Raw genomic sequence first — 22,856 nt, forward strand, 5'->3', positions numbered from 1 at the left:
TTTATTCTTCCTCGTTTGATAAGAGAATCTTTCCTTGTACAAGTCCCGGTGTCTTGAATAACTGGAATGCTTCCTGTGTCTGGCTCATCGGGATCTTTTTGTAGATGAAGCCCGGGTCAAATTTGAGCTGACCTGTTGCGAAGTAATGTGCTGTCAGATCCCATTCGCGTCCCGGATATGGTGCACTGTAGGACATCCAGGAACCTGTCAGTTTGAATTCTTTACGGTTCATGTTTTCCCACTGTTTTGGTGTGAAGGTCAGGTTCTCATGTGGTGTTCCGATGAAGCATACGTGTGCTTTGTTTGCAGCCAGTTCGAATGCCATATGCATGGTCGGAACCTGTCCTGCTGTCTCAAATACGAATCCGTATCCTTTGCCGCCTGTGATCGCCATTGCTTTTTCCATGTAGCCTTCTTCTTTTGTATTGATGACTTCGTCTGCACCGAGACGTTTTGCAAGGTCAAGACGTTCATCACTGATGTCGAATACGACTACTTTCTTGGAACCGAAGATCTTGGTCCACTGCATGGTGAACATTCCTACAGTACCGCCGCCGAGGATTGCTACGTATTCGCCGCCGTGATAGTCGTTCTGGAATACACCGTGGATCGCTACGGTTGCAGGCTCGAACATTGCGCCCTGTTCGTAGGAAACGCTCTTGTCAAATGGAACTGCATTCTGCTCTGGAACTACTACGTAGTCTGCGTTGCTTCCCTGCTGTCTGGAACCGATGAAGCTGTAGTGTTTGCAGAGAGAGAAGTTTCCCTGCTGGCAGTCGTCGCATTTCATGCATGGGAGGAGTGGTGCGCCGGATACGCGGTCGCCTACTTTAACCTTGGTTACGCCTTCGCCGACTTCTACTACGTCGCCGGAGAATTCGTGGCCGAGGACTATAGGATAAAAATGAACACCGTTGTTCAATACTCGCGGGATGTCGGAGCCGCAGATGCCGGAGTATCTGACGCGGATCTTCACTGTGCCTTTGGATACCTGTGGTTCTTCAACTTCCTGATACTGTACGTCTTCGTTTGCTACTACTACTGCTGCTTTCATAATGTGGTTTTGCTCCTTTCGTCAAAGGGGAGAAACGTACCGCTGTGGCCGCGGTGGGCTGTATCCGAGGGGGCGAGCGCGTCGCCCCCTCGGGCACCCCCTGCGCTTTTTCCTGAAACATGAGCTACGTTATTGATAGTTCTATGTTTTGGTGGGGGTGTTCTCTCCTGGTTATTTATGTTGGTAGAGTGTCCTGTGTGGGGACATACTGTCGAATGTTGTATATTATGATGTTCCTGTGAGGAACGTTGTCCTTAAGGGAACAATATTGCTGGTTATTATATAAATCTGTATCCTCAAGTGGATACAAACTCTTAGTGTTTGATCATCAGGTGGGCCAGGGATTTGTAGAGATCCAGGTAGGTTTGGTAGGTCTGGTCGTAAACTGTTTTGTTGTCCGAATCTGGCTCGTGGTGACGTGTTTCTTTTACGGTCAGGGTTACGGCTTCGTCGTAGTCTTTGTAGAAGCCTGTTCCTACTCCGGCGAGGAGGGCTGCTCCCAGGGTTGTGGCTGTGTCGGAGGCTGGGACTACGATTGGTTTGCCTGTGATGTCTGCCTTGATCTGGGTCCAGAGGTGGGAGTTGGCGGAGCCGCCCATGGCTCTGAGGACTTCAACTTTGGCTCCGGCTTCTTCGGCAATTTCTAGGTTGTGTCTGAGGGAAAGGGCTACGCCTTCCATGCAGGCACGGACCATGTGACCTTTGGTTTTGGCGAAGTCAAGGCCGTAGAAGACACCTTTGGCGTATGGATTCCAGATCGGAGAACGTTCGCCGGACATGTATGGGAGGAAGACCATTCCGTCACAGCCTGGAGATACTTTTTCGGCGATCTCGTTTAGCTGATTCAGGGAAGATTCTCCTGTCTGTTCTTTCATCATTCGTTCGTAGTCTGCGAATTCGTGTTCGAACCAGCGCATGACTCCGCCGCCTCCGGTGGTTCCTCCCTGGAGAAGCCATTTGTCCGGGATGACGTGGTAGCCGAGGATCAGTCTTGGATCGGCTTTGTATTCGTCCATGCAGATGCTCATTCCGCCTGCCTGTCCGCCCTGTTCCTGGGTTTCGCCCGGGTGGATGACTCCTGCACCGAGGGTTCCGCACGCTGCATCGAGACCTCCGGCTACAACCGGTGTGCCTTCTGCAAGTCCGCACTCCTGTGCAGCTTTGGCAGTAACCGTGCCGACTACGTGGTCACAGTTGCAGATCTCCGGAAGGAAATTCATCGGGATTCCAAGACGCTCACACATTTCTTCGTCCCAGCAGCCTTTGCGCATGTCGAAACAGTGGAGACCGTAACCCTGTGATACATCCTGGGTGATGGCGTCTGTCAGCTTGAATGCGATGTAGCTGTTGGACTGAAGGATCTTGTAGATATTTGCATAAACTTCCGGCAGATTTTCTTTGTACCAGATGATTTTTGCTGTTGTATAGGATGGCTGGAGTGAATTTCCTGCCACTTCAAAGATCTTGTCTGCGCCGATTTCTTCGTTCAGGCAGTCGCAGATGGACTGTGCTCTGGTGTCCATCCAGATTGGTGTGTTGGTAAGGACTTTACCCTCTTTGTCAATGGCGATTGCTGACCAGCTCTGACCATCGATTCCGACTCCGGCAATCTCCTCCGACGCAATCCCTGCTTTCTGAATAGTTTCTTTTGTTGCCTTGCAGACTGCGCTCCACCATTCTTCCGGATTCTGCTCTGCCCAGCCTTCCTGTGGATAGTATACTGGATAGTCGCCGTTTGCCGCTGCCAGGACTTGTCCATTTCTGTCAAATACAGCAACCTTGCAGGCACTTGTCCCGATATCAATTCCAAGTAAATATGATTTTGTCATTTCTGCTGCTCCCATTTCTCCACTACCTGTAAACAGTAGCGATTCCTTCTATAAATTGCTGCCACATTCCGGCAGTCTGTTCCAGTTGTTGCTGTTCACTCCATTCACGGCAGCTTTCCGTTCAGAAAGCTTACGGATTTTCCCTCAATGATCTCTGTCCGGAGTTTTTCAGAAAAGCTTTCTTCGCCTTCCTGCTTTCCGTTCTCAAGATGTTCCAGCATGATCCTGGCTACCTCTCTGGCAATTCCGTCCGTTGGCTGAGACACAATCGTAAGTTTCGGGTTACATGCACGTGCAAACTGAAGATTGTCAAATCCAATCAGGGACAGCTGCTGTGGAATCTGGATACCCAGTTCATTTACTCCAATCATCGCCCCCATTGTCATCTCGTAGTTCGTAACAAAAACAGCAGTCATATCCGGATTGTCCCGAACCAGCTTCTCCAGTCCGCGGACCCCTCCCTGGATCGTGTAATCTCCATGAAAGATCAGGGAATCCCGAATCGATATTCCTGCCTCATTCAACGCTTTGGAATATCCTGCCAGACGCTCCTGTGCTGTAAAAATCCCCTCCGGTCCACCAATAATTCCAATGTTTCTGTGACCTTTTTTTATGAAGCACTGCACTGCATCCTCTGCCGCTTTCCGATTATCAACCAGAACACTGTCGCAGGAAATCCCCTGTATCTTACGGTCGATCAGAACAATAGGCTTCCCTGTCTTCTGGAACTTCCTGAGATGATTTCCCTCTTCATCTACTGGCATATTGATGATTCCATCCACACGCCTGCGGATCAGGAATTCCACCGCTTCACATTCCAGTTTCTTATCAGTCCGGCAGTCACATACGATCGTTGCATAACCGTGGCTCCGTAGAACATCCTCCATTCCGGTGATGATCTCAGCACAAAACGTATTGTTCAGCTCCGGGATCACAACACCGATAGTCTTGGTCGCATTGGTCTTCAGTCCTCTGGCAACCTCATTGACTTCATAGTGAAGCTCCTCAATGGCTTCTTCAATCTTTATTCTGTTTTTTTCCCTGACATTCCCGCCATTAAAATAAGAAGAAATCGTAGCCAGACCAAGACCTGTCCGTCTGGCAATATCTTTCATCGTTGCTGCCATCCCGCCTCACTGCCCTTCTGTATCAGTTATTCAGCTTTTCCGTCACATCCGCAGACTTTCATTCTTGCCATAACAAGTTCTTTGACTGCCTGGATTGCTGTTTTGCCATATGCTTTCGGATCAATGGTATCCGGTTTTTCTGCAAGAAGTTCTTTGACTGCTTTGGAGTATGCTGCACGAAGCTCTGTTGCAAAGTTTACCTTGCAGATACCACGTTTTACACAGTCCATAACATCCTCATCACTGAGACCGGATGCTCCGTGGAGAACCAGCGGGATGTCAACAACTTCACGGATCTCGCTGAGACGTTCTTTGTCCAGAACCGGTGTACCTACATAGAATCCGTGTGCAGTTCCGATTGCAACTGCAAGAGAAGTAACACCTGTACGCTCTACGAATTCTTTTGCTTCCTGCGGATCTGTGTTGGTGTCTGCCTCTGCTTCAAGATCATCTTCCTTGCCGCCGACTTTGCCAAGCTCTGCCTCACATGGGATGTTCAGCGCTTTTGCCACATCTGCCACACGCTTTGTCTCTGCAATGTTTGCTTCAAAATCCAGCTTGGAGCCGTCGATCATAACAGAAGTATATCCAGCATGCATTGCCTGCATAGCCAGTTCAAAGCTGCTGCCGTGATCCAGATGAAGGCATACCGGAACAGATGCTTTGGCAGCCTCAGCTGCAACGATTGCTGCATAAGTCTCTACCGTGCCATATTTGACTGTGGATGGAGTTGTCTGGATCATTACCGGTGCTTTCAGTTCTTCTGCAGCCTGGATGATTGCTTTGACCATCTCCATATTCTCAGCATTAAAAGCTCCTACTGCGTATCCGCCTTCCTGTGCCTTTAACAGCATTTCTTTTGATGTTACAAGTGACATGATGTTTTCCTCCTCATCATTATATGTATGATATTTTTATAGTAACTTCATAACCGTTCAGTATCCTCACAGCTATATAAATGCCTGTTACTGCAAAACCGAAACGTTTCCGTTTGACTTCATCATACCTCTGTAACGGCTTTCTGTCAACCGTAAAATATTCATCTTTTACAGGAGAATATTCCCTTGTCAAACCATTCAAATGCAGGTAAATTTTAAGATAGTGATAAAAAGAAGCGTCCCTGTCTGCTCATGCAGATCCGGACACCCTATTTTTTTTATAGAAATGAACGGAGGGCACAGATATGTTAAAAGGAATTCCTGAAATCTTATCACCAGAATTATTAAAGGTATTATGCGAAATGGGACACAGCGACCGTCTTGTAATCGCAGACGGCAACTTCCCGGTTGAATCCATGGGCAAGAATGCGATCACCATCCGCTGCGACGGACACGGTGTACCGGAAATTCTGGAAGCTATTCTCAAAGTTTTCCCGCTGGATACTTATGTAGAGCATCCTGTAAACCTTATGGAAGTTATGCCTGGTGACGATGTAGAAACCCCGATCTGGGATACCTACAAAGAAATCATCCGCAAATACGATGACAGAGGAGACGCAGTTGTAGGAAACATCGAGCGTTTTGCATTCTATGACGAAGCCAAAACAGCTTACTGCATCATCTCCACAAGTGAAAAAGCTCTGTATGCAAACGTTATGCTGCAGAAAGGTGTTGTCATCAACAATTAATCATCGGCCATCTTTTCTTCTGAAATGCTCCGGACTTTATTGTCCGGGGCATTTTTTCATGTTATGATAATTATATGCAAGTCCCCACATTGCTCTTCGCAACCCTGTAGGGGACTTACTTGATTCGTTAAAAAATGCAGTCAGGCACTTTCCTGATCTGTCAAGTTAACAGGAGGATTTTTAATGAGGAAAAAAACACCCCGATTCCTGCGCAGTCTTTCTGTGATTCTCTCTGCCGCTGTTCTGGCAGGAAGTTTCACTCCTGCCGTTCAGACTGTTTCTGCACAGTCCACTGATATTGACTTTATTTCTTCTGACGAAGAGGTGACTTCTTCGGATACAGACATCAGTCTGGAAGATATAGACGAAAACACAGACGCTTCTGCTGAAGCAGCGCCTGACACAGACATCCCGGATATTTCACAGGATTCCTCTGGCACTTCCATTGAAAACGAATCCCCTGCTTCCTCTCAGACAGAAGATGAGGATACGTTCACATCCGGAGATTCCGACGAAACAGCCGAAAACCTGGATTACATTCTCGGCCGTCCTATGACAGAAGAGGAACGACAGGCACAGCTCGCGCCGATGCAGACTTTGACCACCTTTACCCCAGAAGAAGAGGTAAACAGTGATTTTTCGGTCTCTCTCTGCGATATTTTTCCTGAAAGTTACGATTCCAGAGAACAGAACCTCATAACTTCCGTCAAAAACCAGAACCCTTTTGGCATCTGCTGGGCTTTCAGTCTGCTCTCCACAGCGGAAACACCCCAGATGACCATTTTATCCACCAGACCAATTATCATAACGGTGGAAATGGCATGATCGCTTCCTTTTTCCTGAGTACCTGGTCCGGCATGGCTACAGAAGATCAGGTTCCGCTTCCCACGGACAACTCTCACATCCGCGACCTTTCTTCTTCCATGATCCCGGACAGCAGCCTTGCCTATGATACTTCTGTCTATCTTGAAGATGCTGTTTTTTCCGCTTATGACGCAGACAGAGTCAAACTCCTGATTTCAGAGTACGGTTCTGTTTCCACCATGATCTATATGGATAATTCCGGAAAATACTACTGCCCTGACACCGCCGCCTCCTGCTATCCTTTTGACGGTGTGGTTAATCATGCAGTTACTCTTATTGGGTGGGACGACAATTACAAAAAAGAAAAATGACGGAGTCACTGCCAGCACCGCCAGCCTTAATCTCCCGGCCGGTTACTCTGTTGCCAATATTTTTACCGCAAAAGCCGGAAATGGAAGCTATGAAGAACTCGGTGAGATCGTAACCGCTTCCAAAAACGATTATACATCCTACCAGATTCAGGTCTACACAGATCTGAAAAATCCATCCAATCCGGTCAGCGGAACACCTGCCTATGCAGAGCCTTTTGAATACACACAGGCACTCGCCGGAATTGATACCATCCCCCTTCCGGAACCGGTTCTGCTTGCCCCGGGTTCTCAGTATTCCGTTGTCATCACCGTGACCGGAAACCCGGTTTCCTACTATGTGGAAAAATCTCAAGACCTCGGCTGGATCACCGTTTCTGCCGACACCAGCCCGAACCAGAGCTTTTATTCCAGAAATGGATCTTCCTGGATTGATGTTGGGAAGCTTGCAGATCCGTATTGCTTTTCGATTAAGGCGCATACGAAGACTGTAACTTTTGTTCCGACTGTTTCTCCGACACCAACCGTTACTGTAACTCCGACTGCTACTCCAAAACCGACCGCCACTCCGAAACCGACCGCCACTCCGAAACCGCGTACCTACCAGGTAAAATATGTCAAAAATACCCGGCTCAGTGTAGGAAGTCTTCCTTCTGATAAGACCAAATACACTTCCGGACGAAATGTCAAAGTTCAGAAAGCACCTTACTGCACTTCCCGTTTCTTCACCGGCTGGAATACCAGAGCCGATGGAAAAGGTACACGTTACTTACCGGGACAGACCTTTAAGATCAAACAGAACATCACTTTGTACGCACAATGGAGCCTGAGTTATACAGCTTCTTCTCTGATCTACCGTGTAACCGGCAGGCAGACCGTCACCTGCTATGGAACTTCCAACAGTCGCCTTGGCAAGGCTGTCATACCACTCACCATCAAATATGCAGGCGTCACCTACAAGGTAACTTCTGTATGGAGCAAGGCCTTTGCCAACAAGAAGAATCTTTCCAGCGTTGTGATCGGACATAATGTTTCTGCCATCGGAAGCCAGGCTTTCTATAACTGCAAAAATCTGAAAGCCGTCACGATCGGTACCGGACTGACACGCATCGGTTCCCAGGCATTCCGGAATGTAAAAGCAAAATGCGTCATCACAATCAAAAGCCAAAAACTCAAAGCCGTTTCATCCAAAATTGACCAGGGCGTAAAGCAAATGACCGTCCGCGTCCCGAAGGCAAAGTATTCTGCTTATAATCGGCTTCTGCGTAAGAAATCAAAAAGCGTTATTATTAAGAAATTTTAACAGCAAACCTCCCCGTTCAGGAATACTGCCATTTACGGCAGATCCGAAGCGGGGAGGTTTTAGTTGAGATATTGGTTTAAGATTCGGTTGTAGCTCAGCCATGTGGGACGGGAAGTGAACCACACCCCGTCCCGGCTGATATTCATTTTTGAAGCAATGCGATCTGTTTTTTCAGTTCTTCAATAATGTGTTCTTTTTCTTTCATCTTTTCGTCCTTTTCCAATATCATTTTCTGCATCTCGCTGTCCTTCTTCTTCAACTGTTCTTGCTGTCCCACTATCATTTCCTTCTGCTCGTCTATCGTCTCCTGCATTTCATCTACCATATATCTCACAGTATTACGATTCATGATTCTCAGTTCTTCCGAAAATATCCCCATAACATCCTCCACATTCCGGCATATGTAATACACATGCTCATACATCTCCCTGAATTCCGGGTAAGTATTAATCAGTTCTATGATCTTCTCCGGTTCATCCATACCCAGAAATGTCAGCCATCCGTCCATTTTGTTCTTGATACCTTTATTTTCTACATTTTCTTTAAAGATGTCAAGAGGAATAAAAATATATTTTTGCAGTAAATCCATCTCCAATCCTGTATCTGACTGCTGCGTAAAGGTATGAATATAATTATCCGCATATTTCTGAAAAACTACCGGGCTTTTTTGTACTGGCGGAGCAACAGATCTGAGGAATAACACGCACACCGCTCTCACGGAAAGGCATATCCAATCTTCTGTACCTCTACATTGCAGTATGTCCCATCCTCAAAACGTACCAGGATATCCATGATCAGCAGTGACTGCTCGTCCGCAAGCCTGGTGGAATCTCCCAGCAGTACATCTACAATTTTCACTTTTCGATTCAACAGAATACTGAGAAATTCTTCCAGTCTCTCCGGTACGGTTCCCGGATTTATAATCTCCTTAAAAAACGAATCATACAGCATCTTGATTCCACGCACTCCTGTACAGAAATCCAGAAATTCCTGTCTCTGCGCCTCCCTCCAGCTGTAAAATTTTTCTGTAAGTTTCACGGTCGCATCAATTTCTCTCAAAATTTCTTCCCTGCTTCTGAGCATGGGAAAATACTGCTGAAGTTTTGTTTGCATAAGCAGGCTTCCTTTCGTTTGGGCAATTTTAATAGATTTTTGCTTTGTTGGATTTCTGTTTCAGAACTGAAACATATAAGAATGCCCTGACGGGCTTAGAATTTAAGATATAATCAGTGTAGCACGATATGTACTTATACAGCAAGAAAAATCATTCGACAGACTTAACCAAAACCCTCCCCGTTTCCGGGACTGTCATGTTGTGACAGTCCCGGAAACGGGGAGGGTTTGTTAAACGTCCCGCATGGAATCAACCACGCGTGACAGGGAAAATGCCAGAAAACACCATCCCTACTGGAGAAATTCGGGTTTAATCTTTGCAAGAGTATAGATGATGTTATCGTCCTGTTGTGTGCCGCTCACTACAGTAGTTGCACTGCTTCCTAAAACTTCGGCCTGAAGAAAGACCTTGTAATTAGAATACATATGACTCTTGTCTTCGACATTGTCTATTTTTACTTTGAGCCGAATTGCCTGTGTTAAAATGTTTCCATTAAAGACAGAATCAGTCCTTACATTATCATCTTTCCAGTACGTCTCCTTTGGAACAGTCCATGACCAGCTTCCTGCTTCTCCATTTGTTCCAACAGTATATTCAACGGTACCAGAATCCTTTGATTTCAGTTCCACATCCAGATAATCCTTCGCATCTGCCAGCGCATTCTGATATTCTTCCAGTGATCCAGATGTATTCTTTGGCATCAAACTTAATGTAAATCTGATACCTCTGGAATTTTGCAGTTCTTTGTCTAGGTCCTTCATTGCTGACAAATCATAAACAGCTGTCGTATCTATCAGTGAACTTTCCTGAGAAGCATCCAGATACTGAAGATCCAATAAGTTGATACCCAGCTGGCTGATCTGGTCTGCTTCATAAGTAAGTTTTGCGCCTACCGGAGCATCCCTGTAATATGCAGTCCGCGTACCTGGTGCCAAAGCACGGTTTGTACTGTACGTAATACTCTGTTTTTCTGTGGAAAGCTGTGAGGAATATGTCAGCTTTGTAAAGTCTGTCGGTAAACTCTTGCCATCTTCAATCTTTGACTCCGGAATCGCATTCAGACCCGACGTTGGAATATTTACATCCATCTTAAGTTCCACATAAAAAGTACTACTACCAGCAGTTCCCTTTACCCGATCACGCACTCCCTGAAGACTGATTGCATTCTCAATCGTACCATCTGTTGATAACGGTAATTCCATAGTTCCGTTATTTGAAACCCACGCATATTCCGTAGCTGACGTTTCTCCTGAAGCTACACTCCATGAACCATTTGTATATTGATAGTATACTCTGGAAGTTCCGCTTCCTGTATAAACATAGAACTTTGCAGTTCCGGATGATCCACTTGGGAACTGTTGACCCAGAGTCTTTCCATTTACCGTATTTTGTATGCCACCCACGAACCTCTGATATAATTCATCATATGAGTTATACGTCTGTGTATTTGGAAACATGATTGTATCCACCACATCTACCTTCATAGTCGAGTCCGAAGCTGATATTTTCTTTGCCAGATCAGTTATATTTTCTTCTTTTACACTGTGCGTATATCCGCTTGAAATAACGTATGTACTTGCAGTACCTCCATGATCATCCTCCGTCCAATTACCTTTTTTTTTCGTTCGGTAGTTAATATTGTGAGGAATTTTGTCTGTTACTTCTGTCTGTATAGAGCCATTCAGCAGTCCACTGTTCGTACCTTTTGGAACGGTAACCACAAGATAATATTCCTCTGAAACCGCGCTCTTTGTTCCGGTTTTTAAACTGCTGTCCGCAACTTTAATGTTATATCCTCCGGTTTCTGTTCCCTGTGCCAGTCTGTAATAAGAATATGTTCCGTCTTGGTTCTTGATCTTAACTGTTGGTTTCGGATATTTTCTTCCATCAGAAACTTCTATATCTTCTGGTTTTCCATTCTGATCCACTTTTATAAACGTGCCATTCTCTGACGATTCTGCAACAGCTCCCATCAGTTCTCCAATACTTGGTGCCTGGTACGCTGTTCTATCTGAAGCCCTGAATTCACTCATTGCAATTTTATTCGCCTCAGCGACTGTAAGACTTGAGTTATCCGGAACTCTATAATAATATACCTTACCATTTGTACAATCCACCAGAGATAACTGTGTCCCTGCTGGAAGCTTTACATCTGTTCCCTGAGAAAATACGATCTTCTTATCCAATGATTCGGTTACGTCACCACCACCGTTAATGTAACTCTGCCAGCCATAATCTGTAAATGTTTCTTTCTCACTGTTATATGTGTATTTCAGATAAGCTGTGATCGAACTTCCGAAACTTTCCAGGACATGCCTTTCCAGACTTTCATATGTACTGCTTTGGAAGTTTGTTCCATAACTTAATGTCGCTGAAAAATCCAGCTCCAGCATACGGCGAACAACAACCGGAACCATCACATTATATTTGTGGACTGTTCCATTTATATCTGTTTCTGTAAATGTCACCATCAGAAGAGTAAAACGATCCCGTGTATTATCATATTCTGAACTGGTATTGAAGCTGAGTGCTCCGGTACTGTTTCTGGATATTCGAAGTGAAGAAGTTTCCGATGGCTTTCTTATAAATTTTCTGCTTGTCGTATCATAGCTGTATACATCTGCTCTTGCTGTAACATGTGCATTCTCGGAAGTGTTTAATGCATTCGCCCTTGAGAATCCTCCATTTGTAACAATATCCAGATATTTTGAAATTTCTGTCGCATCGTTTCCTGTAATCTGCAGTACCGGAAAATCAGAGTTCGCTTTTGTTGACTGATTCGCATTGTATGTAGAAATCATCTTACTGAATTCAAATGTAGTTATACCTGTATCCGCGTATTTGTACAGACCGGCATTTGCTGAACCAGTATTATTATAGTCGTTGTAAATTTCTTCAGCCTTTACTGTAAAATTCGATCCGTTTGTTTTCCAGGACGCCCCGTCTCCATAAAGGTAAAACTGTTTTGCCGGAGTCGTAGCAGTTCCTTTTGTTGAAACATATGCTGTACTTTTTGGGCTTGTCACCACATATGGTTTCACAGGTATTTCTGCCGTATCTGTATCATTCGTTTTTTCAGGAATTGCCAGCAGTTTATCTGTTTTTCCATCTCCAACAGACTGTGCACCCAATGCTGCACCAGAATAATCAGCAAAGGCTATATAACTTTTGTTCTTTATTGTATTTGCAACACTTGAGTCATTGTTGATTACACCGTACAACTGTGTTACGGAATTCTTTTTCCCAGCATTTTCATAATATGCCTCTGCGTTCTGAATACTCAGACCTGCTACCGATATTGCTCCCGTTTTGCTGTCAACAAGACCGATTACCATACCAACTTTATTTGACTGAGTACAATGAATACTTGTATTGTTCAATAATAAATTTGACGCCGTCAGATTTCCTCGAATATCGCCAGTAAAACCTCCCGCAGTTGTATCGTTTGTAGTACCCTGAATTTCAGAATCTTCTACTGCACAGTCAAACAAATACAGTGTATCCAGATTCGCCGCCCAGTCTACATCTCCCAGCATGCCGCCACATCCCCATTTGTTGGAAATCATTTTCATGTTGCTGACTTCACACTGTTTCATTTGGATTTTTTTATTAGGAGCAGTAGATAATCCAATCATACCGCCTGCGGTTTCTTCTCCGGTTATTTCATACTTTTGATCTTCAGTTCCATTTACCACACAATTCTGTAACTTTACCGTTACTGCGGTATTTCCTACTACTCCTCCTGACTTTCCGCCTGTTATGGAAGTTTTCTGTACCTCGCAGTCACTGATTGTGACCTCAGCCCCCTGAATTCGCCCCACAATTCCGCCATCGCCGCCGCTAGTACTTTCGACGCCTCTCAAATCGCTAACATTTATGGCAATAGTATCTGCCCGGCAATTCTGAAATTCACATGAATCATCAGTCCTCCCATTTGCCCTTCCTACAAGACCACCGGCATAGCCGGTTCTTGATTTCACAGATATAATTCCATTCGGTTCCGCATCGCTTCCTTTCACCACCGCTTTACGGATCTGATATCCCTTATTATCAATTTTTCCAATAAAGCCGCCGGCACACTCACCTGCCTCACTCGTAACTCCCTGCATCACAGCTTCATCCGTGTTCTCATCCGTATTGATTTTTATCTGTGTCCTTATATATCCAAAAGTGCCTCCGGCATATGTAGTTGTATTGTCAGCTTTCCCAATCTTTGAACTCCGTCCGACAACGTAGTTTTGCTGTGTTATGTTCAGGGAGCTGATAACACTGGTCTTATCCTGGCTGTCCACATATCCCACAAAACCACCGGCGGAATTCGCAGCTTCAACCACAATATTGTTATACTGGGAATTTGTTATCTGTACTCCCACAGAAGTCCTGTTGTTCATCGTTGGTTCTAACAGGCAGGCAATATTCTTGCTTGCTGTATAGCCGACAGGTTTTGTCGTCGGAGCTGATTTTCCAGAACTGCCAAGCAGTCCTCCTGCATCAACAGATCCCTTTATGTGCATATTCCGAACAGTTACCTGATCAAATTTAATATTTGCCGTACTGGTACTTTCACTGGCAGAAATACTGGCAGTCGTACCGGCAAAGCCACCTACTCCCACATTGCTCTTATAGGTATTCCAATCATCAGAAGGACTCTCTATTTCCTCGCCCTCAGCGGTGTAATATTTCAATGCCACTCCGCCAGATACCGTTCCAGTTGAATTACTTCCCTGAAGTGTCAGATTGCTGATGGTTGTCGTCTTTCCAGGTCTAAGTAAATTAAATACTCCACCGATGGATGCAGAATGGAAATCGTCATCCGCGTATTCTTTTACAGTTGTATCCAGAATCAGAGCACTTCCACTTCCATCCATACTCGCTAATTCCGGTACAATGCCTTTTGCATCAGAAACCGTCGCATTCACAATCGCATTCGAAACATATCTTGCAGCAATTCCCTGATACCCACTTCCATAAGCAGTCATGTCATAATTTCCCTGTTGCAGATTAATAGTTGCAGATGCACTGCAGATCTTAAAGCTGTCTTCATTTCCATACTTGCTGAGCAGATATGGCAGATTCGTTGTTCCAGGTATGCTCTGGTCATCTGATTTTGCCAAGTTCTCATCCCCATCGGTTCCTGTTTTTCCAATGTGACTGTAGGATGCCTTCCTTACCTTTCCATACTTACCACCAAACTGAAACTCGTATGTTCCTGCCGTCTTGTTTCCACCATTTGTCTGTGTACTGTAAGCGTTGCTGCTTCCACCAGACACAGCACCACTGTTGACAGCTGCTGACAAAAGCAACAGTCCCTGTGCGTCTTTTACAGTCGTAGTTGTTCCCGTTGTACTGATCGTTGTACTGATACTTCCTGTATTATCTGTATCAAGCTGGTTGATCTTATAATTCTTGTCTGTATTATCAAGCACAATGCCAGATTCATTGAACGCAAATCCATCCAGTACACGTCCTACATACGGATTGACATACATGCTCTTTTTCGCACTGGCATCCACAGAAACCGCATCACCTGAAAGCATTGTATCAGTCAGTCCTGTCTTTGCAGATGTACCGTTTCCCATTCCGCGGAAGATCACACCTCCACCGCAGACAGAACCAACATAACCGCCTACTGGGATCAGATGTTTCTTCGTTCCTGTGACAGTCAGCCAACTATCCACCATTGTTATCGACACATTGTCAATAATGTTATCCCCGCCAAGGACACAGCCAATCACACCGCCAAAACATGCATTCTGATAATAATCTGAGGTTTTCGTTCCATCATACGTCAGGGTCTTTCCAGTTCCCTCATAAGAAACTGTCAGATTTTTTACTACACTACCATAACTGTACGGAATCAGACCATTTCCTGTAGTGGCACCTTCCAGTACCAGCTTAGTGCCACTTTCATTTGTACTGGTAAGCACACCACGGAACGGCCATGTATCATTTGAACCAAAGCCTCCGAAGTTCGTCAGACTCATCTGATATGTGCCATCGTTCTGCTTTGTTCCTACAATATCATAATATGCGTTCAGCATATACTGCAGGATTACTTCATTCTCCAGTGGTTCTGCGTCCGGCACTTCTTCCCATACCGACGCATTCTGCGTTCTTATATTCCGTACCTGCTTCCACTGTGAGCCATTAAACTGATACGTTACATCATATGTGCTATCATTCTGTCCTGTACAGAAAGCGTTCTGATTACTGGTGATCGTAACTCTCCAGTCCTTACGTGCCATACCAGTCGACAGATATTCTGAGATGATCATCATCTGACCTTCTGTCGTGATATTATACGGATGTCCGTAAGTTCCACATCCTTTTACTATGTCTGCAACTCGCTGGTTAACTTTTATTTCATGTGCCAGCTGGGTTTCATTATATCCTGCACACACATATGGAAGATATCCGGAAAAATCCACACTATTCTTATTCGTGCCATCTTTTATGATTCCATCATCCGTTCCATGCAGTTTTTCATCATAATACCAATTCTGCAGATTTGTGTACTCTGAGGAAGCAGATATTTCCTTTCCATAGGTCACATTTCTATGTTTATAACTGCCGTTCTCTCTGTCATCTGCCTGATAAAAGTTGTAAGTTGCAACAGAAGAAGAACCATTATGTTTAAATGATTCTAATAAAGTGGCATGTGTAAAGATTCCTCCCTCTCCGACGGCATGATCCGGAAGAGAAATATTCAGGAAAGACAGATTAATCTGTACTCCATCCGCAGATCCCACGTTTCCGATCAGACTGGAAGCTACCGCGTTTTTGGACTCATAACTATTCGTTATTCCATTCACAGTCAGTGTTGTATAATTTCCAATTGTATTAATCAGAAGCGGTGCATAATCTGCTCTACAATTCGTAACCTTCAGATTTTCAAAACAAATATCATCTATCGTTACCTCAGCTTCACACGTTGCATTCTCTTTCTTGTTTCCACGTACATTTCCTGCAAATAACACACCCGAACCACTGTTGTTATTTACTTTTCCAACACTTCCTGAAAAAGTAACATCGCTAACATTCACTGTCATTTTAGCATCAGAATCATTTAAATGATTCAAAAACAGCCCACAGTGCATCGTGTAATGCTGTGTACGTGATGCATCGCTGTCTGCCGCAGTAGACTTATTGGTTTTACTGTTTTCAAATCCTTCAATTTCCTCATTGTGAAATTTTATAATGGCATTCTGCACTGTAATGCTACTATCCAGATCAATCGGATAATAACTGTACTTCTTCATATCCAACGTAATCTTTTCTGATGCACCACCGATTGTAGTACTTTTCGTTATATCTGAAATGTTGTACTTATTACCCTCTTTGTTGAAAAAATAGCTGATATTCGTCCATGTATAACGGTATACACTCCACAGAAGAAGTTCTTCCGAAGTATCTATATACCCATCAAACTTCTTACTGTCTTTGTTTGCCTTATCGATACACCTCTTCAAATCATAATAGTAACGACTACATCCATTTGTCTGATGCTGCTGTCCATATGCGGTCCGGTTTATATAAGTCGTGCATTCTTCTGCATCTACACCAACCCAATTATCTGCTCCACTCGCCTTGGTCGCAATAGAAACAACCCCGTTTTCACCATTTTTTGTAATTGAATCTGCCGATGCAGCTGTATAAGCTACAAATTCATCAAATGCACCAGAAGTGGTTACATTGATATCTACCCCAAAACCAATTCTATACGCAAATTTAGTTCCATCATCCCAATACTTTGTCGTATTCAGATACAGTGCCCCAAGCTCTGTGTTCGTGCCATCTATTTTTTCTGTTCCTTTTTCTCCGCGGCACACCAGCAATCCAACATTTTTGCCTGCCTGAATCTTCAGATTTTGCATATCAATTCCATAAGAACGGATTTCCCAGATTCCACTGGAACGATATGCCAGCCCCCCTACATTCTCTGCCTTCGGAGCATTGATCTCAGCACTTTGCACCGTCAGCTTGGTATCCGTTCCATCATTATTGTCATTTTCTCCCATGAAATAAACGCCAACATGACTCCAGATACTGCCAAACAGTCCTCCACACATCTTTGTCGCATTTGGAGCATCTATCTTAAATCCATCAAATGTCACATTTTTTATTTCCATCCAATGATTTGCATCTCGTGTACTGTTCGCATTTTTAATAATTCCAACAAGACCACCTACATAGGCATACTCCTTTGCATCACTGGTGATTCCACCGCCGACTGTCAGGCTCTTACATCTCAGCTTGAATGTTACGCTATCAACTCGTCCGATCACTCCACCGGCAAATACTCTTGTCTCAGCTGCTTCTGCCACATTTTGAATTGTAATCGTCGAAGAACCTTGAGTCTTATTGTCCAAAGTCAGATTTCCAGTCGCAGTTCCAAAAAATCCGCCAACAGATACACTATTGCTGCCGTTTGGGGCGTCTGCCAAAATTGTTTCCTGTACAATGATGCCCTGGGTAATCGCATAAGCAGTATCAACCCCATCAGCTTCCGCAGCAATACCTCCAGCCTCTATTGCGTTTCCTGCGTTACTCACATGAATCTTCCCTGCAAGAACAAGATTATTGAATCCTCCACTTGCAGATGACCGGACCTTCGCAAAAAGCCCCTGGCACTTGTGAAAATCTCCATAAGCATATACTTTTCCGCAACCTTCTGCTCCCTCACCAGCAGCCTGAGCTTTTTGATGGCCAAATGTTTCACCAATTCCAAGAGTCAGTGTATGTTTATCAGTTCCACCAGAAAAAGTCCCTGTGTATACAGTTTCATCTCCCGCGTCACGACTCAGTCCGGTTATTCCTGTACCACTTAAATCTATATCTGCTGTAAGTGTGATGTTTTTTGCATAAAGATTTATCCAGTTAGAATTTGTAATACTGGAATCTGCACTGAAATATCCTCTGGAATTCATCGCTATAGACAATAATGCGAAATCGTCCGCAGAAGAAAGGCTGATAGCATCACTCCAATTCTCAGTCTTGCCCAATTTGACCTGATGCTCTTCGGTTATCGTAATCAAATTGCTGCTGAGTCCGGTTGTTGAAGTATTGTCTGCATTCAGGCGAATAATCTGTCCGTAATTTCCGATGTCGTTCACTGCCGAACTGTAGCTGGTAAAATCACTTCGCTTATATGTCCATCCCTTTCCATTTCCATCCCCTGTTGCATAGATCAGTCCACAGTTATTATATCTTACTATCTGTGCTACCTGATATCTTCCCTGAAATTTCACATCTGTAAGATCTGTAATTCCTGATAATTCCAGTACACTCCCCTGACCGGCATATCCTAAAATACCAGCACCTTCCCACAGGCTGCTGTCACTTCCATTCGTCGATACAGTTACATCCTCTGCCTTGAGGATACTTTTTTTAGTCAAATAGGCTGTAATCCCTCCAAAATATTCACCTGCATGCGGAAGTGATATCGTCACCTCCACATTTTTTACTTCAAGATAAGTAGCCTTACTTTCTGTGTCATCACCCGTTCTTCCAATCAATCCACCGTGATACCTTGGTCTATCAGAACCCGAAGTAAAATTAGAGGTAACCTTAAAATTCTGAATCAGTAATGTACTTTCTTTTGCAGATGTCGTCAGCTGTCCTGCTATGGCTCCATATCCTTCTGCGTTTCCACCTTTTTTTTTATAGGTTGACTGAAATTCAAATTTATTATTTTCCTCACTGTTTCCGATTGTGTATTGAATTGCTCCCTGCAGATTCAAAATGCCAAAATATCCACCGGCATTTCCTCCACCAGGGCTTTGAATACCATGCACGAATACCGTTGGTTCATTAATTACCACCTTATCCGGCAATGTCTGATCATTTTTGACAACCTCCTTATTTAGTGTATAATTTCCGATAAATCCACCAGCCTGTGCACCACTCTTGCTTCCACCTACAGATGGTTCAGCTACTGTAACATTCCCATTCAGATTCTCTGAAGTAACGTTATCTACTTTGCCGGATACACCACCAGCCGCAGTACCTCCTTCAATCGTCATAGAAGTAAGTGTAATTGCAGCAGTACCATCTGTTTGAAGCTTTGTATCGAACGCCATGGTTCCTGCCAGTCCACCGGCTGCCCCTGCACTGGAGCTAACTGTTGTCGACTCAAAATTAACTGCCGCACCGGCAGATGTTATGATTTTGGCACCATTATTCGCTTTGGCACCCTCATTCGCCATTACTCCAGTCAGGCCACCGGCATTCGCAGATCCTTCAATTGTTACAGTATTACTAAAGCTAAGATTCTGTTTTATATTGATCACTGCGTTATCACTCAGTTTGCCTGCCAGGCCACCGGCATTTCCGGCAGTTGCAGTTGCAGTCACTGTCACATTATCAAATCTAAGAGTTGTTTCTATGTCAAGCTCTGTTCCGTTTTCCATCACACCAACAACACCACCGGCACTTCCTGCCGCTGATGTGATACTTACCTTATTCTCTGTCGAACCATTTGGATACGTATAACCATCCTGAATGCAAATTGTTCCACTGCTCAGAGTGTTACAGATCAAACCTGTATTTCCAGTCGCAGAAGTTGCGTTGATATTAGTTCCATAAGTAATACCTGATCCAATATTTAATGTATGTCCTGCAACTCCCTGTACTGTTCCAAGCAGACTTCCCATCGTTGCTGAAGAAGCACCATTCACTTTGACCGGCAATACATGTGATGTCGAACCATCTGACATTGTATCAAACTGATATACCTCCGCCATCATCGGCATCGAACCATCCCCGCACCAGGTAATCGTCAGGCTCGCATTATAATACATCCCAACCGTTGCAATTGATGACAGGCCTCCAAAAAAGCTATGATCTACTCTCAAGGTCGCAGGAGCTGTTCCTGAAATCTTTCCCTGGAAAGGATTCGTTGCATCACCAATTCCCTGATATGAGTATTCCTGCTGCGTAATAAATGTTTCTGATGTCTCAAGTGCCTCTCCTGCCCCCTCAGAATCTTCATTTGCAGAGGCTGCAGATGAAGATTCTGTAATGTTCTGTTCATCTGCAGTATCTTCCAGCTCTGCTTCTGTTACATTCTGAATCTCTGTATCTGTCTCTTCGCCATTATTCTGTATTTCCACCGACTCTGTGCTCTCGGTCTCGGCAACAGCCTCCTGCAGATTCTCTTCATCATTTACTGCAGCCACAGTCGTTCCATTCATATGGTCTGAAATGTCTGTATTTGCTTTTATGTTCGCTTTTGCAGTAACATCCCAGTCACCGGAGTTGTTAAACAATACAGTAATATTCTGTACTTCGCTCTGATCACAGTTTGAAAGCAAAATCAAATCTGTCGCATCAAAGAGTGTCATCGTCTTTGTATTTGCATCATAATGTTTGAGCTGTTCCAGATGCAGCTTTCCGGTGACAGCTGCCTGTACTGTCGGTACCTCTTTCTCCTGCACATCAGCCACAGAATCCGTCCCTGACTGTGTTCCATCAGAAAACATGTCCTCTTCTTCTGAAACAGATATCTCTGATTGGTCGATATCAGAAGTATCCTCACTGTTGTCTGTATCGTCTTCTGTAATTTCCACATCTGTATCGAAAAAATCTGTATCGTCTTCTGTCTCTGCAGACTCACTGGTACCCTCTTCTGATGCTGTTGCAGCTTCTGTATTTTCTGTCATCCCTACAGATACAGTATTTTCTGATTCTCCTGCTGCAGCATTTTCCGATTCTGCTGACAATGCCGTTTCTGTTGTATTTTTATCTTCCTGACTTTCTACGCTGGCACTGATTTTCACTATGCCTGTCGGCATTACATATACTGTTAAATTCATTGCCACAAATGCTGCCAGAACCTGTTTGTATTTTTTCACGAATCTCACTCCTCCAGAATTAAGATCTGCTATCTGATCTTCCGTCAGATATCTGTCATCAAATCTGATTTTGTGTTACTGCGTTATCTGTGTTGCAGTAAAACTGATATTGCTGTTCATTTCATCCCAGGTAGCCGGAATGGTAGATGTATTTTTGTAAAATGAAATCAGATAATCACCTTCTCCTTTTGTCTGATCCATCTTCATTGTAATCTGTTTCCACCCAGAATGAGTTATACCTGATGAGGGCGTTAAATTATTAGTACTCAGGAAAAACTGATCTATTTCCAAAACATCAGGATTCCACTCAAGTACCGCAGTTGCCTCACCACTTGAAATAGAAATTTCATAATTAAATCCATCATAGTCAGTCGGATTTGCGTTTGTATCGTAAACAAATTTCCCCTCTGAACTGAATGTAGCCGTTGCCGTTCCAACGCACGGTGAAATCACTGCTGCCAGTTTCTGCCCATTCGTTACAGACAGATTGCGTGGAACCGCAGTCACTGTAATTTTCACCTGATCCAGATCACTGACTGGGAAGTGTATATTAAACTTATGAGATCTGGCTGTACGGCCCGTCAGAGTCAGATCTTTTACCTGAAATTTTGTTCCACTGCCACTAACGGTTCCCGCATCCGTGCTTATACTATATCCATTTTCTCCACCGCCGCTGAATGAAATGGTCAGATCATACGTAATATCTCTCTGACTTATCAGGTTTGTATTTCCATCTGTGTAGTTATACACATAATTATATATATCCAGCTCAACGTCTAATCGCTCTGAGTTTTTGTTGTCTTCCCCAAATGAAACAATTCTTGTCGCATATGAACTCTCTGCAGCATTAGAAGCACAACTCTGCAGATAATTTGAAGTAAAACGTACCGTTTCATTATCTCTGTTTCGTGCCACACCACGCTGAAAAGCCTGACTGGTGTATGCTGCAAAACTGCCTCCTGCAACTGCAAGCAAACCGATCAGGCAAATAACTGCCAGCACTGTTCTTTTCCATTTTGGTCTGTCTGTAAATCTCATTCTCTAACCTCTTACCCTGCTTTATTTATGCAGTTTGTGCCAGAATATAGAAAATATCTGTTTCTTTTGTTGTTTCTGTCCAAGTTACCTCGCAAACATAATAGGTACGGTGATTCTGAACACCATCAATCATCACCTGATTCTCCACTGTGCTTTTATCCGCATTCAGGGGCTGACTGGTCAGCCAGTACAAGGGTTCTGCATGCGTCTGGACACTCTGGTAATCTCCGTAATTGTTATTATGTTTAGATGTATTGGCATATTTATAATCCGTTGTCGTTTTTTCATTGTCAAGGTTTATATACGTGCCCTCGATTGGATTTGCAGCGTTGTAACTGTACGTATATCCACTGTCGGTTCCATTCGAAGAAACCGGATACAGCTTAAATGTCAGACCTTTAAGGTTCGTTGTATGTGCAATTTCCAGCTTAAATTTATCTGCTGCACTCTGCACACAGATTACTCTCCGCACCGTCACGGTATTGCCATTTTTGTCTGCAGCTGTATAATTCAGATCCAACGATGTCAGTTCTGAGCCATTCGGTCCCAGGATTGTTATGTTTGATGGTTCTTTTATTGGCATCAGCGTTGCCATATCTGTCTTATTAAAAAACCATGCAAATGAAAATCCCACAAGCAATACTGCAACAACCACAAGTGCTGCGATCGAATAGTATAATTTTTTTCTGTTCACTGTTTTTTTCGTTTGTTTATCCTGCATTTCTATTTCTTCACTCATT

Annotated in this window: 13 protein-coding genes; 4 read left to right on the plus strand and 9 right to left on the minus strand. The window is 44.1% G+C overall.

The window, feature by feature from the left end:
- Position 1 precedes the first annotated feature (1 nt).
- From DWX28_RS04575 to DWX28_RS04590, 4 genes are all read right to left on the minus strand, one after another.
- Positions 2-1,054 carry a galactitol-1-phosphate 5-dehydrogenase gene (locus DWX28_RS04575; protein ID WP_118251985.1) on the minus strand — a complete coding sequence of 351 codons (1,053 nt, stop codon included), beginning with the start codon at positions 1,052-1,054 and terminating at the stop codon, positions 2-4.
- Positions 1,055-1,368: 314 nt separating this feature from the next.
- Positions 1,369-2,883: a xylulokinase gene (gene xylB, locus DWX28_RS04580; RefSeq protein ID WP_118252059.1), complete on the minus strand. Its 1,515-nt coding sequence runs from the start codon at positions 2,881-2,883 to the stop codon at positions 1,369-1,371.
- A gap of 104 nt (positions 2,884-2,987) precedes the next feature.
- Positions 2,988-4,010 carry a LacI family DNA-binding transcriptional regulator gene (locus DWX28_RS04585; RefSeq protein ID WP_118251986.1) on the minus strand — a complete coding sequence of 341 codons (1,023 nt, stop codon included), beginning with the start codon at positions 4,008-4,010 and terminating at the stop codon, positions 2,988-2,990.
- A 26-nt stretch (positions 4,011-4,036) separates the two neighbouring features.
- Positions 4,037-4,888: a class II fructose-bisphosphate aldolase gene (locus DWX28_RS04590; protein ID WP_118251987.1), complete on the minus strand. Its 852-nt coding sequence runs from the start codon at positions 4,886-4,888 to the stop codon at positions 4,037-4,039.
- Between the two features lie 305 nt (positions 4,889-5,193).
- Between DWX28_RS04590 and DWX28_RS04595 the strand changes: the two genes are divergently transcribed.
- The 4 genes from DWX28_RS04595 to DWX28_RS04610 all read left to right on the plus strand — a co-directional run bounded on the left by DWX28_RS04595 (position 5,194) and on the right by DWX28_RS04610 (position 8,112).
- The gene (locus DWX28_RS04595; RefSeq protein WP_022214549.1) at positions 5,194-5,637 is read left to right on the plus strand and encodes an RbsD/FucU family protein; all 444 of its coding nucleotides are present in this window, start codon (positions 5,194-5,196) and stop codon (positions 5,635-5,637) included.
- Between the two features lie 183 nt (positions 5,638-5,820).
- Positions 5,821-6,462 (plus strand): C1 family peptidase, encoded by a 642-nt coding sequence (locus DWX28_RS04600; protein ID WP_022214550.1) that lies wholly within the window; start codon positions 5,821-5,823, stop codon positions 6,460-6,462.
- A complete protein-coding gene (locus DWX28_RS04605; protein ID WP_118251988.1) occupies positions 6,459-6,812 on the plus strand; it encodes a hypothetical protein in 354 nt (117 codons plus the stop codon). Before DWX28_RS04600 ends, DWX28_RS04605 begins: the two co-directional genes overlap by 4 nt.
- Positions 6,763-8,112 (plus strand): lectin like domain-containing protein, encoded by a 1,350-nt coding sequence (locus DWX28_RS04610; protein ID WP_147342079.1) that lies wholly within the window; start codon positions 6,763-6,765, stop codon positions 8,110-8,112. The genes DWX28_RS04605 and DWX28_RS04610 overlap by 50 nt, the downstream gene beginning before the upstream one ends.
- Positions 8,113-8,254: 142 nt before the next feature.
- Here the strand turns inward: DWX28_RS04610 and DWX28_RS20360 are convergent, their stop codons facing one another.
- The 5 genes from DWX28_RS20360 to DWX28_RS04630 all read right to left on the minus strand — a co-directional run bounded on the left by DWX28_RS20360 (position 8,255) and on the right by DWX28_RS04630 (position 22,855).
- On the minus strand, positions 8,255-8,701 hold the full coding sequence (locus DWX28_RS20360) for a hypothetical protein (RefSeq protein ID WP_319638492.1): 447 nt from the start codon (positions 8,699-8,701) through the stop codon (positions 8,255-8,257).
- Between the two features lie 125 nt (positions 8,702-8,826).
- Positions 8,827-9,225, minus strand: a complete 399-nt coding sequence (locus DWX28_RS20365; RefSeq protein WP_319638493.1) for a hypothetical protein — start codon at positions 9,223-9,225, stop codon at positions 8,827-8,829.
- 291 nt (positions 9,226-9,516) lie between these two features.
- Positions 9,517-21,078, minus strand: a complete 11,562-nt coding sequence (locus DWX28_RS04620) for a hypothetical protein (RefSeq protein WP_118251990.1) — start codon at positions 21,076-21,078, stop codon at positions 9,517-9,519.
- Between the two features lie 75 nt (positions 21,079-21,153).
- Complete coding sequence (locus tag DWX28_RS04625; RefSeq protein WP_118251991.1) at positions 21,154-22,116, minus strand: hypothetical protein; 963 nt, start codon at positions 22,114-22,116, stop codon at positions 21,154-21,156.
- Positions 22,117-22,141: 25 nt separating this feature from the next.
- Positions 22,142-22,855: a hypothetical protein gene (locus DWX28_RS04630; RefSeq protein ID WP_118251992.1), complete on the minus strand. Its 714-nt coding sequence runs from the start codon at positions 22,853-22,855 to the stop codon at positions 22,142-22,144.
- Position 22,856: the final 1 nt, after the last annotated feature.

It is taken from the genome of Blautia sp. AF19-10LB (assembly GCF_003461245.1).
GTDB lineage: Bacteria > Bacillota > Clostridia > Lachnospirales > Lachnospiraceae > Blautia_A > Blautia_A intestinihominis.

Excerpts from the sequence above, each read along its gene's own strand:
- DWX28_RS04605 (WP_118251988.1), top strand. The coding sequence starts at position 6,459 with ATGATCGCTTCCTTTTTCCTGAGTACCTGGTCCGGCATGGCTACAGAA.
- DWX28_RS20360 (WP_319638492.1), bottom strand. The coding sequence starts at position 8,701 with ATGGATTTACTGCAAAAATATATTTTTATTCCTCTTGACATCTTTAAA.
- DWX28_RS04595 (WP_022214549.1), top strand. The coding sequence starts at position 5,194 with ATGTTAAAAGGAATTCCTGAAATCTTATCACCAGAATTATTAAAGGTA.
- DWX28_RS04630 (WP_118251992.1), bottom strand. The coding sequence starts at position 22,855 with ATGAGTGAAGAAATAGAAATGCAGGATAAACAAACGAAAAAAACAGTG.
- DWX28_RS04590 (WP_118251987.1), bottom strand. The coding sequence starts at position 4,888 with ATGTCACTTGTAACATCAAAAGAAATGCTGTTAAAGGCACAGGAAGGC.
- DWX28_RS04585 (WP_118251986.1), bottom strand. The coding sequence starts at position 4,010 with ATGGCAGCAACGATGAAAGATATTGCCAGACGGACAGGTCTTGGTCTG.
- DWX28_RS04575 (WP_118251985.1), bottom strand. The coding sequence starts at position 1,054 with ATGAAAGCAGCAGTAGTAGTAGCAAACGAAGACGTACAGTATCAGGAA.
- DWX28_RS20365 (WP_319638493.1), bottom strand. The coding sequence starts at position 9,225 with ATGCAAACAAAACTTCAGCAGTATTTTCCCATGCTCAGAAGCAGGGAA.
- DWX28_RS04610 (WP_147342079.1), top strand. The coding sequence starts at position 6,763 with ATGCAGTTACTCTTATTGGGTGGGACGACAATTACAAAAAAGAAAAAT.
- DWX28_RS04625 (WP_118251991.1), bottom strand. The coding sequence starts at position 22,116 with ATGAGATTTACAGACAGACCAAAATGGAAAAGAACAGTGCTGGCAGTT.
- xylB (WP_118252059.1), bottom strand. The coding sequence starts at position 2,883 with ATGACAAAATCATATTTACTTGGAATTGATATCGGGACAAGTGCCTGC.
- DWX28_RS04600 (WP_022214550.1), top strand. The coding sequence starts at position 5,821 with ATGAGGAAAAAAACACCCCGATTCCTGCGCAGTCTTTCTGTGATTCTC.